We start from the raw sequence: 13,701 nt of genomic DNA, 5'->3' as shown, positions 1-13,701 counted from the left end.
CTGACCGGGCTCAGGAGGCGGTGTTCATCTCCTCGGTGGCCGCCGGCTGCTCGGCGAGGTGGTCGTGCAGCTGCACCGTGATGCGCCTCAGCGTGCGCGACACCTGCATCTGGCTGACCCCTCGGGCCTCGCCGATCTCCCGTTGGGTCATGCCCTCGACATAGCGCATGAGCAGCAGCTCGCGCTCGTCGTCGTCGAGCTCGGTCAGGGCCTCCGTGAGGCACACGCGGTCGTCCGCGCCCTCCATCCGGTCGTCGTCGGCGGCGAGGAAGGTCGACAGGCCCGGTCGGTCGTCGTCGGCCGGGCTGCAGTCGAGCGACAGGGGGCGGAAACCGGTCGCGGCGGACGCCGCCTCACGCACCTCGTCGACCGTGGCGCCGACGGCCTCGGCGAGGTCCGCGTCGGTGGGAGTGGCTCCCAGTGCCTGCTCGAGCTCGGCGCGCACGGCCTGGAGGTCGGCGCGCAGCTCCTGGAGCCGGCGCGGCGGACGCACGACCCAACCGCGGTCGCGGAACCAGCGCTTGAGCTCTCCGGAGATCGTGGGGACGGCGTAGGCCGCGAACGAGGGGGCGTGGCCGGGCTCGTAGCGACGGATCGCCTTGACGAGCGCGAGGCGGGCGACCTGGACGAGGTCGTCGTGCTCGACGCCACGTCCGTCGTAGCGTCCGGCCATGGTCGTGCACAGGTCGAGGTAGAGGAGCACAATCTGCTCGACGACCTGCTCGGACTCCTCCGCGGTGCGGCTCGACGCCAGGCGCTCGAAGAGCTCCGAGGTCTCTGCGTCGCGCTCCGCGAACGACGGTCGGGTGTGAGGGGTGTGCTGCGCCATGACTCATCTCCGGATGTTTCGGATGACGGAGTCGGCACTGTGGTTGGACCGCTCAGACCTTTCGACAGTGCCACGCCCGTGGCGATTGCGCAATGGGCGGCGGCCGTCCCGCCCGGTCCTCGAGACCGGCGAGTGGGTAGGTGCAGGAGGTAGCGCCGCCGACCGAAGGGATGGGCCCGTGACTGACATCGCCGACCGCGCCGAGAGCATGGTGCGTCACGACGACAAGGGTGGGTTTCCCGCCCAGCAGCAGGAGCCCCCGGGCCTGACGAGCCTGATGGAGCCGAGGCCCGACCACGGCGAGGAGACGTACGTCGGTCACGGAAAGCTCGACGGAAAAAGGGCGTTCATCACCGGCGGTGACTCCGGGATCGGGCGTGCGGTGGCCATCGCCTATGCCCGCGAGGGCGCCGACGTCGCGATCAGCTACCTGCCGGGTGAGCAGTCCGATGCCGAGGACACCGCCGAGTGGATCGAGAAGGCCGGTGGCGCAGCGGTTCTCGTTCCTGGTGACCTCGTCGAGCGGCAGAACTGCCTGCGCGCCGTGGCCGACGCGGTCCGGGGCCTCGGAGGGCTCGACATCCTCGTCAACAACGCCGGCTACCACTGGGCCCGCGGTCCGGAGGGGCTCGAGGGACTTCAGCCCGAGCACGTCGAACGTGTCATGCGCACCAACCTGCACGCGGTGCTCTGGCTCTGCCAGGCGGCGCTGCCGCACCTGCAGCCGGGCTCATCGATCATCAATACGACCTCGATCCAGGCCTATGACCCGTCACCGGCCCTGCTCGACTACGCCGCGACCAAGGCGGCGCTCAACAACCTCACGGTCAACCTCGCTGCGTCATTGGGCCCCAAGGGAATTCGCGTCAACGCGGTAGCTCCTGGTCCCATCTGGACGCCGCTGCAGCCGGCCACCCGCGACAGCGCGAAGATCGAGACGTTCGGCGCCGACACACCGCTGGGACGCGCCGGCCAGCCCGGCGAGGTGGCCCCGGCCTACGTCTTCCTCGCGTCGCCGGCCGACGCGAGCTACGTGTCGGGCACCATCCTCGGCGTCACCGGCGGGGGAGCGGTCTTCTGACCGGAGTGTGACCGCAGGGTGGCCGGGGGATCGATGAGGGCGCGACGGCTCAGTCGCGCTCCCACGGGGCGTCCTCGCCCATCTTGGCGTAGTACTTCGCGAGGTGGCTGCGGACACGGTCGCGGTCCTTCTCGGGAAGGTCCACGCCGCCCCGGGACCCCTGCATGACCGCGGCGGCGGCCATGACGCCGCGGGGCACCGCACGCAGCCTGCCGTCGACGACGTCTGCGACGAGGAGCTTGTATGCCGTGAAGTTCGACTTCTGCTCGGCGTCGTACCAGACGTGGGCGTCGCGGTACTTCTCGTTGGGCTCCTTCGTGGCACCCGCCCACTCGCGAACCCGCTTCTCGGCTGCGTCGCCGTCCCACTCGCGGTCGCGGTCGGCGAGGGGTAGGTCCTGGAAACTCGTCACGCTCATGGCGTCTCCTTCGGTCGTGCGTTCCTCGTCGTTCCTCTGTGTTCCCCCCGCGCGGTCGTGCGGTGATCAGGGCGTCAGGACGACCTTGAGGCACTCGTCCTGCTTCTCCTGGAAGACCCGGTAGAGGTCCGGTGCGTCGGCCAGGCCCGCGTGGTGCGTGGCCAGTCCCTCGAGCCCGAGCACGTCGTCCTCGGCGCGGACGATGTCGAGCAGCTCGTCGCTCCAACGTCGCACGTGGCACTGGCCCATCCGGACGGTCAGTCCCTTGTCGAAGAGCTCCATCATCGGCATGGGGTCGGCCGATCCGCCGTAGACGCCGCTGATCGAGAGCGTGCCGCCCCGGCGGACGGCCGCGACCGCTGTGTGCAGGGCGGCGAGACGGTCGATGCCGACACGCTCTATGGCCTGCCGGGCGACCGGCTTGGGAAGTCGGCTCGCTGCCCCGATCACCTTCTCCGACCACGGGTTTCCGTGTGCTTCCATGCCGACGGCGTCGATCACGGCGTCCGGTCCTCGCCCGTCCGTCAGGTCGAGGAGCGCCTGGGCGACGTCGGTGTCGTTCGCGTCGATGACCTCGGCGCCGCTGGCTCGAGCCTTCTCGATGCGGTCCGGGACGAGGTCGACCCCGATGACGCGTCCGACCCCACGGTGCAGGGCCGACCGCACGGCAAGCTGTCCGACGGGACCCAGGCCGAGGACTGCCAGGGTGTCGTTGGCGCCCACATCGGCGTACTCGACGGCCTGCCAGGCGGTCGGCAGGATGTCCGAGAGGTAGAGGAAGCGCTCGTCGGGCATCTCCGTGGGGATGACGATGGGACCGAAGTCCGCGTGCGGCACCCGGACGTACTCCGCCTGTCCGCCGGGCACGGAGCCGTAGAGGCTCGTGTAGCCGAAGAGGCTCGCGCCCTTGCCCGTCTGGGTGTTCTGTGTCGTCTCGCACTGGGCGAAGAGCCCGCGCTGGCACATCCAGCAGCGTCCGCAGGAGATGTTGAAGGGCACGACGACCCGGTCCCCGACGGCGAGGGTCGCCACGTCCGGTCCGACCTGCTCGACGCTGCCCATGAACTCGTGTCCGAGGACGTCGCCCGGCTGGAGGTAGGGGGCGAGGACGCCGTAGAGGTGCAGGTCGGAGCCGCAGATCGCCGTCGACGTGACGCGGACGATCGCGTCGGTGGTGTCAGTGATGACGGGGTCGGGTACGTCGGTGACGCGGACGTCCTCGATGCCGTGCCAGGTGAGTGCCTTCATGTGCTGGCACCTACCCATGGCGGTGCGAGGGAAAACCCGCTGGGAGCGAGCATGGACATGACCGAAGGATCGCCTGCCACCGAGAGCCCGGGTCACGACGACAGGCCTGTCGCCGTCGTCCTCGGCGGCTCCCGGGGTCTGGGCCTGCTCATCGCGAGAGAGCTGCTGGCCCGCGGGCACCGCGTGGTGGTGGCGGCCCGCGACGGGGACGAGCTCGAGCGCGCGACCGCAACCTTGTCCGACTGGGGGCCGGTGTCGACGCAGCGGTGCGACGTGCGCGACCGGCACGAGGTCGGCGAGCTCGTCGGCCGGGTAGAGCACACGGTCGGCCCGATCGAGGTGCTCGTGACCGTGGCCGGGGTCATCCAGGCCGCGCCCGTCGAGTCGCTGGTCCTGCACGACTTCGAGGACGCGATGGACACCATGGCGTGGGGTCCCATCCACGCGGCCATGACGGTGCTGCCGCACATGCGTCGTCGCGGTCACGGCCGGATCGGCACGGTGACCTCCATCGGTGGCATGGTGTCGCCGCCGCACCTGCTGCCTTATGCCACGGCCAAGTTCGCGGCGGTCGGCTTCTCGGACGGCCTCGCCGCTGCTCTCAGCGGCACCGGCGTCACGGCCACGACGATCGTGCCCGGCCTCATGCGTACCGGTGGTCACGAGCACGCGCGCTTCGGCGGCGACGCGCCGGCGGAGTATGCGTGGTTCGCGCCGGCCGCCTCGCTGCCGCTCGTCTCGGTCGATGCCGATCGCGCCGCGCGGCGCATCGTCGACGCCGTGCTGGCCGGTCGACCGATGGTCGTCCTCACGCCGTTGGCCTGGCTCGGCATCCGGGTGCGCGGCCTCGCACCGGGGACGACGACGCGCGTCCTCGGGCTGGTGGGTCGGCTCCTGCCCGACGCGCCGGGCCGGGAGGGCGCGCGGACCGCTGACGGTCGCGAGGCGGCACGCCGGCTCGGGTCGTCCTTCGTCGACCGCCTGACGACGCTCGGTGAACGGGCGGCACGACGCAACCTCGAGTGAGCGCGGGGGACGGGCGCGCCCGGGGGTCCGTCAGAGGAGCGGTTCCTCGTCGGCGCCGGCGACGAGCAGCCAACGGTAGCCGTAGGGCCCGAGGTCGAGCTCGAGGTGACCGGACGGGTCCAGGGGAAGGTCGGGCAGGCTCCCCAGCACGTCGACGAGCCGCGCCCCCTCCGGCACGTCGGAGAGGGTGAGGGGCACGATGGCGCCGTCCTCGCCGAAGTTGTGGAGCGCGAGGAGCGCCCACTCCTCGCACCGGCTCAGGTGCGCCAGGACCGAGGGGACCGGGTGGTCCAGCACCTCGACCGTCGACCAGCCGCTCTGCGGGAGCTGCCGGTACCGGCGGGCCAGGGCGCGCACGAACCACCAGAGGGAGTCGGGGTCCTTCCGCTGGTCCACGACGTTGACGTGCTCGGGCCCCCAGAGGCCGGTGGGCATGGGCCGGGTGAGCCGGCGCGGAGGGGCGGAGGAGAAGCCGCCGCTCGGTGACGGCGTCCACTGCATCGGCGTGCGCACGGCCAGGCGGCCGGGGATGTCGAGGTTCTCACCCATCCCGATCTCCTCGCCGTAGAAGAGGACAGGTGTGCCCGGCAACGAGAAGGCGAGGGAGTAGGCGAGGCGCAGGCGCCGTTGGTCACCGCTGACCATGGTCGGCAGCCGCCGGCGCAGGCCCCGACCGTAGAGCTGCATGTCCGGGTCGGGACCGAACGCCGCGAAGACCTCACGGCGCTCCTTCGTGCTCAGCTTGTCCAGCGTCAGCTCGTCGTGGTTGCGTACGAAGCTGGCCCACTGGCTCGTCACGTCGAGAGCCGGTCGCTCGCGGAGCGCCTCCGCGAGCGGTCCCGCGTCTCCCCGTGCCAGGGACAGGTAGAAGCGCTGCATGCCGATGAAGTCGAACTGCATGTTGAGGCCGTCCCCGTCGGCGCCACCGAAGAAGCGGAGCTGGTCGGGATAGGGCAGGTTGACCTCGCCGAGGAGCACGGCGTCTCCCCGACGCCTGGTCACGAAGGAGCGCACGTCGCCGAGGTAGCGGTCGGGGTTGAAGGCCGCCTCGGCCGCGGCGTCCTCGATGCCGGGGACGCCGTCGCGGGCGAAGAGGAAGGGCACGGCGTCGACGCGGAACCCCGAGACGCCGAGAGCCAGCCAGAATCCCAGGGTGCGCGAGATCTCCTCCTGCACAGCCGGATTGGCGACGTTGAGGTCGGGCTGGTGCTTGTAGAAGTGATGGAGGTAGTACTCGCCCGTGGTCTCGTCGCGCTCCCAGATGCTGTCCTCCTCGTCGGGGAAGACGACGTCCTTCTTGCTCGACCTGGGCTTGGTCCGGCTCCAGACGTAGTAGTCGCGGTAGGGGTCGTCGCGGCTGCGGCGGGCGGACTTGAACCACGGGTGCTGGTCGGAGGTGTGGTTCATGACGAAGTCCACGATGATGCGGATGCCGTGCGCGTCGGCCGTGCGGACGAGCTCGACGAAGTCGCCGAGCGTCCCGAGCTCGGGGTCGACCCCGAAGAAGTCCGTGATGTCGTAGCCGTCGTCCTTGCGGGCCGTCGGGTAGAAGGGCATGAGCCAGAGGCAGGTCACCCCGAGGTCGGCGAGATACTCGATGCGGTCGGTCATGCCGCGCAGGTCGCCGATGCCGTCGCCGTCGGAGTCCGAGAAGGTCTGGATGTCGGCGCAGTAGACCACGGCGTTCTTCCACCAGATGTCCCCGGTGTCACTCATCCGCACGGCCGGACTCCTCTCTCCTCGGGCGAGATGCCCTGCGCGACACGCAACCGCACCGGAGGGCAGGCGTCAATGCCCCGGTGAGGCCGGGCGCCCGGGCCCCGACGGCGCCGTCCAGGTCGCGACGGCTCCGATGGTGCGCAGCTCGTCGACGACAGCCGTCGAGAGCAGGGTGTGACCGGAGGCGTTGGGGTGGTCGCCGTCGTCGAGCAGGTCTGCCGTGGGGTCGCGCGTGCCCGTCTGTCCCTTGAGGGGGGTGTAGGCGTCGACGTAGACCGCCCCCGTGGCGGCCGCCACCTGCTCGACCGTGGTGTTGACGAGGCGCGTGAGCTCGTCGCTGCCGAGCACGAAGTCCTCACCCAGGGCGCGTCCCACGGAGCCGTCGACCGTGACGTTCCAGTAGCCCAGCAGGGCGATGCGCAGGTCGGGGCGGTGGTCGAGGCTGCGGATCCCCTGGATGATCCGGGTCAGCCCGTCGCGCAGGCCGGCGATCGTCGCGGACCAGCAGGACGACCCCGCCGCCGGGAAGCAGCCCTGGTCGTCGACCCGGTCGAGGTCGAAGTCGTTGGCGCCCACCTCGACGAGCACGAGGTCGGCGGTTGCGAGGTGGGAGCGGGTCGGGGCCGAGCCCAGGTCGCCCTCGACGTCGGCGGTCGTCCAGCCACCGTTGGCGTCGTTGTGCACCACCCAGCCGTGGTGGGTCAGCTGCTCGAGCCGGCTGCCGACCTGCTCGACGTAGCCCGTGCAGCCGCACGACCCCGCGGAGGGCACGGAGTCCCCGAGCCCGACGAGGGTCAGCGGGCCGGGCGGGAGGGCTGCTGGGGCCGAGGGTGTTCCGGCCCCGGTCGGTGCGGCGGACGACCTGCTCGCCGGGACCGGCACGGAGGGGACGGAGGCGGCGGAGCCGGGACCGCCCGCCGACGTGATCGAGTCGAGGCCCGGCACGACGCCGCTCACGGCGAGCGCGACGAGGACGGCGATGCCGAGCAGGGCCACGAGCACGTGGTGCGGCCTCGCCCGCCACGCGGGTCCCGAGCGCGTGCCCGAGGAGGCGCCACGCGGCATACCCCGTCGACCGTCAGGCACGGAAACCCGGCAGGGTCTGGGCCAGCCACGCCAACGACGCGGGGACGTAGGGCGTGAACACCGAGTCGCGGTGGCCGCCGTGGGCCAGGACCGTGCCGGTGACGTCGAGCGGCGGACGGGCGACGCTGAGGAACTTCGACGTCGTCGGGTACGACAGCGGGTCCTCCCTCGAGGTCAGCACCCACATCGCCACGGGCGGCGGCGCCGTGTGCGCCATGGTCACGAGGTCGTAGCCCCGTTCCGACTTGGCGGTGAGCGGGTCGTAGGCGGCACTGAAGTCGGGGCGGAAGTAGCCGAGCAGGACGACCGCGGCCCCGAAGACGTCGGGGTGACGCATCGAGAGCGAGGCGGCGCACCACGCCCCGTAGGAGTAGCCGACCGTGGCCCACGACGTCCGCGCCCTCTGGACGCGGAAGTGGTGCGCCGTCCAGGCGGGGATGTCGTGCGCGAGCCAGGTGTCGGTCTGCGGCATCCCGGGACCCCCGTTGACGCACTCCGTGTCGAGCCCGGCCGGCGTGTCGATGCGGGGCACCACGACGATCGACGGCGCCATCCGGTGTTCCGCGGTCAGCGCGTCGACGGTGCTGATGAAGTTGAGCCTGATGAACCCCCGAGGCCCGCTCGGGAAGCCGTGCAGCCCGACGATGACCGGGTAGGCCCGCGGCGACCTGGGGTCGTAGCCGACCGGCAGGTAGACGAAGACCTGTCCCTCGGCGTTCGACCGCGTGTCGACGACGGTGTAGTTCTGCAGGCGTGACCCCGGCTGCGGCAGCGGCGGCAGCACCGTCGGCGTCGTCACCCCGCGCAGCCCCGGACCCTGCACGGGAGCCGCCACGACCTCGGGCGTCGTTCCGCCGTGGTGCACCTGCACCGACGCGGAGCGCGAACCGAACAGGTCCCCCCAGCTGGAGTAGAAGAGGTACTGGTCGTTGAGTGCCGCGCCGGCGAGCGCGACGACGAGGAAGTTGAGCAGCACGACCTGAACGCCTCGCACGACGGCTCGCACCCCGGCGTTGCCCCACCGGGGCAGCCCTGCGACGACGAGGGCGAACAGCACGAGGGCGAGGCCGGCCAGCAGCACGATGACGCCCGGGTCGGTCAGTTCCATGCAGGGCTCGCTTCACGGTCGGGTCGCGGCCCGGAGGTCGGGCGGACGAAGGGAAAGGTGAGCACCGACCGGATGGAGGTGTCGGTGAGGAGCATGACGAGCCGGTCCACGCCGAGACCCAGGCCGCCGGTCGGCGGCATGCCGAGCTCGAGGGCCTGGAGGAAGTCCTCGTCGAGCTCCATGGCCTCGGGGTCGCCTGCGGCGGCCTTGAGCGACTGTTCGGTGAGGCGCGCCCGCTGGTCGACGGGGTCGGTGAGCTCGCTGTATGCCGTGCCGACCTCCATCCCGGCGACAACGAGGTCCCAGCGCTCGACGAGTCCCGCCTTGGTGCGGTGCGGCCGGGTCAGGGGGGAGGTCTCCATCGGGAAGTCGGTGTAGAAGGTGGGCAGCAGCGTCGCCGGCTCGACGAGCTCGGCGTAGAGCTCCTCGATGACCGCGCCGGCCCGCATCTGCGGTCGCACCGGGATGCCGTGCGCTCCGGCGAGCCCGAGCAGCACGTCCATGTCGGTGTCGATGGTGATCCGGCGGCCGACCGCTTCCGAGACGGCCTCGACCACCGGCACGACGGGCCACTCACCACTGATGTCGACGAGCCCGACCTCGCCGCCGCGCCCACGGGCTGCCCCGTCTCTCGGCAGGGGGAGGGCCTCGCGGCCGTGGACGGTGCGGGCCGCGTCGCGGACGAGCCGCTCCGTGAGGTGGCGCATCGTCGTGTAGTCGGCATGGGGCTGGTAGACCTCGAGCGAGGTGAACTCCGGGTTGTGCGTCGCGTCGGCGCCCTCGTTGCGGAAGTTGCGGCCGAGCTCGAAGACCGGCCCGAGGCCGGCGACGAGGAGTCGCTTCAGGTGCAGCTCGGGGGCGATGCGCAGGGACAGGTCGATGCCGTAGGCGTTGATGAAGGTGTGGAACGGCCGGGCGCTCGCACCGCCGTGGGTGGTGTGGAGCATCGGCGTCTCGACCTCGAGGAAGCCGGCGTCGCCGAGGCTGCGACGCAGGGATGCGACCACCGCCGAGCGCTGCCGCAGCAGTTCGACGTCACCGGGGTGCACCAGCAGGTCGGTCGAGCGCTGCCTGGCCCTCGCCGCGGGGTCGTCGAAGGCTCGGAACGGGACGGGGTGCAGCGACTTGGCCTCCATCCGCCAGGTCTGTGCGAGGAGGCTGCGGGTGCCCGAGCGGGAGAGGCCGGTCGTGCCGTCGACACGCACCAGGTCGCCGACGTCGACGAACGCCGTCAGCTGCCAGAGGCGCTCGCGCCCCAACCGGGCTGCGTCGAGCAGCACCTGGACGGAGGCGCCACCGTCGACGAGGGTGGCGAAGACGACGCCGCCGTGGTCGCGTACCTGCCGCACGCGACCGACCACCGAGACGGTGCATGGCTCGTCCCAGTGCGACGGACCGAGGTCGGCGATCGCCGTGGTGGTGGCCGACCCGGCGCCGACGGGATAGGGGTCGAGACCGGCCTCACGCATGCGGTCGAGGATCGCCGCCCGGTGGCGGAACTGGTCCGAGCGACGCGGCCCGAGGTCGGCGACGTCGACGGCGGCCGCCTCGACGGCTGCGGCCTGCGCGAGGTGGTCGGCGTCGAGCTCGCCCCCGGAGGCGCGCAGGGCGGGGTAGCGGATGAATCCCTCCGCCGCGCCCGCGGCGACGGCGACCTGTGGCAGGGAGACGGCGTCGTCGTAGCAGAGGAACCGGGGCAGCCACGTCGGCTCGTACTTCTCGTTGGAGCGGTAGAGGCGCTCGAGCTGCCAGAAACGGTCGAAGACCCCGAGCACCGAGGCGCCCATCCGGGTCAGCGACCCGGAGCCGAGTCGTTCGGCGTCCTCGAAGACCGCTCGGAACATGCAGAAGTTGAGGGAGATGCGGGAGAGCCCGAGCTCGGGCGCCCGGGACAGCAGCTCGCTCACCATGAGCTCGGTCACGCCGTTCGGGGCGTCGGGGGAGCGGCGCATGACGTCGAGGGAGACACCGGAGCGACCCCAGGGCACGAGGGACAGGACCCCGACGAGCGAGCCGTCGCCGAGGTGGGCGGTGACGTGCAGGACCTCGCCGTCCGCCGGGTCGCCGGCGCGACCCAGCGCCATCGAGAAGCCCCGGTCGGACTCGCCGCTGCGCCAGGCCTCGGCGCGGTCGCCGATCTCGGCCAGCTCCTCGCCACGAAGCTCGTGCTGCCGGCGGACGTGGACGGTGAGGCCGGCGCGGTTGGCTCGGGCGACCGCGCGGCGCACGGGCGTCAGGGACGTCCGGCGCAGGTCGAAGCGGCCGGCGTCGAGGATGGCCTCGTCGCCGAGCAGCAGCACTCGCATGCCACCGGTGGCGGCGTAGGCGCGGGCGCCGTGCTCGCTCGCTCCGAGCACCGCCGGAACCCAGCCGAACTCGCGTGCCTCGGCGCGCCAGGCCTCGATCGCGGGCTGCCAGCTGTCGGGGTGGCCGACGGGGTCCGCCGACGCGAGCGAGACCCCGGCGACCACGCGGTAGGTCACGGCCGCCCGCCCGTCCGGGGAGAAGACCGAGGCCTTGTCGCGGCGGGTCGCGAAGTAGCCGAGCGAGTCGTCCGAGCCGTGCTGAGCGAGAAGGCCGCGCAGGGCCACCTCACGGTCGGGCGACCACCGGCTGCCTGGACGGGCCGAGGCGAGGAAGAGGGTGACGGCCGACAGGATCGTCAGGCCGGCGCAGACGGCGACGACGTCGACGACCCAGGGCGGCACGAGGGCCAGGGTCTGACGGCTGAAGCCGCCGAAGACCGCGAGCACCGTGTCGACGAGTGGGTCCACCTGCGACCGCGGTGCGCCGACGGCGCCGAGGAGCAGCCACGCGACCCCGACCGTCGCTGCGGAACCGGCGACGAGGGCGGCGAGCGCGAGGCCCCACGAGCCCTTCTGCAGCCGGCCGGTGAACTCGTGCCGGAGGCGCCAGAGCCACCACAGGGCGAGCACCGCGACGACGATCGAGATGATGTCGAGCTCGCGGCCGAGGCTGCCGCGGCTGACCCACATGCCGGTCCGTGGGAGGCGCGCGGCCGGCACGAGCGCGAGGAAACCGACGTAGATGCCGAGGACCTGGAAGACGGCGACGAACCAGAGGCCGATCCGCTTGCGGCCCAGCAGGGCCCTCGTCGCCAGGGCGAGCGCGACGACCGAGACGAACGTCGGGGCCACGGGCACGTTGAGAAGGCCGAAGAGGTCCTCGGCGAGGAGTGGGTGAGGTCGTCGCCGGGCCAGCAGCGTCAGCAGGAGAGCCACCACCGTGGCGAGTGCGTAGAGACCGGTGAGCAGTCGCGCGGGACGGTGCGAGGCCCGCGCCCGCGGTGTTCGGGTGCTCATGGGGCCGAGGATCCCTCTTGGCGCTGGGTGACGGCTGGACGTCTGCTGCAAAAGGCCCCACAGCGGACGTCCAGCCTGTGCTCAGGCTCCGGCTCCGGTGGTGACGGCTCAGGAACTTCTCAGGTGGGCGGGCCGGTGTGAGGGGTAGGTCTCGGGTGACGCGGACGTGTCACGAGACGTGATGCGAATCGACGGAGTGCGGCAAAGGGACGCGCACTCCCGGCAGGCGGACGGGCCGTCACTCGGCCCGTCGGGACGATGAGGAGACAGCCGTGGCCAGGAGCAGATGGGTGCTCGGCGGAGCGGGAGTGGGCGCAGCCGGACTGGCGGCCTGGGACCTGCTCCAGAGGAAACACACGATCCTGCGGCGCTACCCCGTCGTCGGGCACCTGCGCTACCTCCTCGAGGACATCCGCCCGGAGCTGCAGCAGTACTTCATCGAGCGTGACTGGGACGGACGGCCCTTCGACCGCGACACCCGCTCCGTGGTCTACGAACGGGCCAAGGGCATCCACGGCGAGCGGCCCTACGGCACGGAGCTCGACGTCAACGAGGTCGGCTACGAGTACCTCGTGCACTCGGCCGCCCCGGCGGACCCGCCCGACCAGCCGGCCCGCGTCCTCGTCGGCGGCCCCGACTGCACCCAGCCGTACTCCATGGCCCTGCTCAACGTGTCGGCGATGAGCTTCGGAGCCCTGTCCGCCAACGCGATCCGCGCCCTCAACAAGGGCGCGGCCCTGGGTGGCTTCGCCCACGACACGGGGGAAGGTGGCCTGTCCCCCTATCACCTCGAGAACGGTGGCGACATCGTCTGGGAGATCGGCACCGGCTACTTCGGCGCTCGCACCAAGGACGGCGACTTCGATCCGGCGACCTTCTCGGACAAGGCATCCGGCGACTCCGTCAAGTGCGTCTCCCTCAAGCTGAGCCAGGGCGCCAAGCCCGGCATCGGCGGTGTGCTCCCTGCCGCGAAGGTGACCAAGGAGATCGCCGACATCCGCGAGGTCCCGCAGGGCGAGAAGTGCGTCAGCCCGTCGAGCCACCGCGTCTTCCACACTCCTGTCGAGCTCATTGAGTTCATCGCACGGATGCGTGAGCTGGCCGGTGGCAAGCCGACGGGTCTCAAGCTCTGCGTCGGCTCGCGGGTCGACGTCCTCGCGATGTGCAAGGCGATGGTCGAGGTCGGCACGACGCCGGACTTCATCGTCGTCGACGGCTCCGAGGGCGGCACCGGTGCGGCGCCGCTCGAGTTCGAGGACCACGTCGGCATGCCGCTGACCCATGGGCTCATGACCATGCACAACGCGCTCGTCGGCGTGGGACTGCGCGACCGCGTGCGCATCGGCGCGAGCGGCAAGGTCGCGGCGGGCAACGACATCGTCAAGCGCCTCGTCCAGGGCGCGGACTACACCAACTCGGCCCGCGCGATGATGATGGCGGCGGGCTGCATCCAGGCGCAGCGCTGCCACACCGACAAGTGCCCGAGCGGCGTCGCCACGCAGAACGCGCGCCGGGCTCGGGCGCTCGACGTCGGCGACAAGAGCGAGCGCGTCCACCGCTACCAGCAGGCCACCGTCGACGAGGCGATGCGGATCATGGCGGCGATGGGCGTCACCGACCCGGCGGACCTGACGCCGCACCACCTGCGGATGAACGTGTCCGCGACCGACAACCGGTCCTATGCCGTCCTCTACGACTGGCTGGCGCCCGGGCAGCTCCTGGCCGAGCCGCCGGAGGACTGGGCCCACGACTGGGCGACCGCCAGCGCCGACCACTTCGGCGCGGGACCGCGTCCGGCGCACCTCTGACCGCAGCACCGACACGAGCCGGAGCAGAGCGGCCGACCTGGCTGCTCACCACGGA

The 13,701-nt window shown here is 71.7% G+C and carries 10 protein-coding genes; 3 read left to right on the top strand and 7 right to left on the bottom strand.

Annotated features, from left to right (window positions below):
• Positions 1 to 10: 10 nt before the first annotated feature.
• On the bottom strand, positions 11 to 829 hold the full coding sequence (locus tag ABD831_RS00635) for a sigma-70 family RNA polymerase sigma factor (RefSeq protein ID WP_344940046.1): 819 nt from the start codon (positions 827 to 829) through the stop codon (positions 11 to 13).
• A gap of 208 nt (positions 830 to 1,037) precedes the next feature.
• Between ABD831_RS00635 and ABD831_RS00630 the strand changes: the two genes are divergently transcribed.
• Positions 1,038 to 1,910, top strand: a complete 873-nt coding sequence (locus ABD831_RS00630) for an SDR family oxidoreductase (protein WP_344942973.1) — start codon at positions 1,038 to 1,040, stop codon at positions 1,908 to 1,910.
• A 49-nt stretch (positions 1,911 to 1,959) separates the two neighbouring features.
• Here the strand turns inward: ABD831_RS00630 and ABD831_RS00625 are convergent, their stop codons facing one another.
• Together ABD831_RS00625 and ABD831_RS00620 are read right to left on the bottom strand one after the other, a co-directional pair.
• Positions 1,960 to 2,328 carry a hypothetical protein gene (locus tag ABD831_RS00625; RefSeq protein ID WP_344940044.1) on the bottom strand — a complete coding sequence of 123 codons (369 nt, stop codon included), beginning with the start codon at positions 2,326 to 2,328 and terminating at the stop codon, positions 1,960 to 1,962.
• A gap of 66 nt (positions 2,329 to 2,394) precedes the next feature.
• Positions 2,395 to 3,576 carry a zinc-dependent alcohol dehydrogenase gene (locus ABD831_RS00620; protein ID WP_344940041.1) on the bottom strand — a complete coding sequence of 394 codons (1,182 nt, stop codon included), beginning with the start codon at positions 3,574 to 3,576 and terminating at the stop codon, positions 2,395 to 2,397.
• A 57-nt stretch (positions 3,577 to 3,633) separates the two neighbouring features.
• On the opposite strand from ABD831_RS00620, the gene ABD831_RS00615 reads away from it, so the two are divergent.
• The gene (locus tag ABD831_RS00615) at positions 3,634 to 4,602 is read left to right on the top strand and encodes an SDR family NAD(P)-dependent oxidoreductase (RefSeq protein ID WP_344940039.1); all 969 of its coding nucleotides are present in this window, start codon (positions 3,634 to 3,636) and stop codon (positions 4,600 to 4,602) included.
• Between the two features lie 30 nt (positions 4,603 to 4,632).
• On the opposite strand, the gene ABD831_RS00610 is transcribed toward ABD831_RS00615, so the two are convergent.
• The 4 genes from ABD831_RS00610 to lysX all read right to left on the bottom strand — a co-directional run bounded on the left by ABD831_RS00610 (position 4,633) and on the right by lysX (position 11,838).
• On the bottom strand, positions 4,633 to 6,318 hold the full coding sequence (locus ABD831_RS00610; RefSeq protein ID WP_344940036.1) for an alpha-amylase family protein: 1,686 nt from the start codon (positions 6,316 to 6,318) through the stop codon (positions 4,633 to 4,635).
• A 72-nt stretch (positions 6,319 to 6,390) separates the two neighbouring features.
• Entirely contained in the window at positions 6,391 to 7,407 is a 1,017-nt protein-coding gene (locus ABD831_RS00605; RefSeq protein WP_344940033.1) for an SGNH/GDSL hydrolase family protein, read from the bottom strand.
• On the bottom strand, positions 7,400 to 8,515 hold the full coding sequence (locus ABD831_RS00600) for an alpha/beta hydrolase (protein ID WP_344940031.1): 1,116 nt from the start codon (positions 8,513 to 8,515) through the stop codon (positions 7,400 to 7,402). The genes ABD831_RS00605 and ABD831_RS00600 overlap by 8 nt, the downstream gene beginning before the upstream one ends.
• The gene (gene lysX / locus ABD831_RS00595; RefSeq protein ID WP_344940028.1) at positions 8,506 to 11,838 is read right to left on the bottom strand and encodes a bifunctional lysylphosphatidylglycerol synthetase/lysine--tRNA ligase LysX; all 3,333 of its coding nucleotides are present in this window, start codon (positions 11,836 to 11,838) and stop codon (positions 8,506 to 8,508) included. The genes ABD831_RS00600 and lysX overlap by 10 nt, the downstream gene beginning before the upstream one ends.
• Positions 11,839 to 12,110: 272 nt before the next feature.
• On the opposite strand from lysX, the gene ABD831_RS00590 reads away from it, so the two are divergent.
• The gene (locus ABD831_RS00590; protein ID WP_344940025.1) at positions 12,111 to 13,646 is read left to right on the top strand and encodes an FMN-binding glutamate synthase family protein; all 1,536 of its coding nucleotides are present in this window, start codon (positions 12,111 to 12,113) and stop codon (positions 13,644 to 13,646) included.
• Positions 13,647 to 13,701 lie beyond the last annotated feature (55 nt).

The organism is Terrabacter ginsenosidimutans (assembly GCF_039539425.1).
Taxonomy (GTDB): Bacteria; Actinomycetota; Actinomycetes; order Actinomycetales; family Dermatophilaceae; genus Terrabacter; species Terrabacter ginsenosidimutans.
This window is presented reverse-complemented; position numbering and strand designations above follow the sequence as displayed.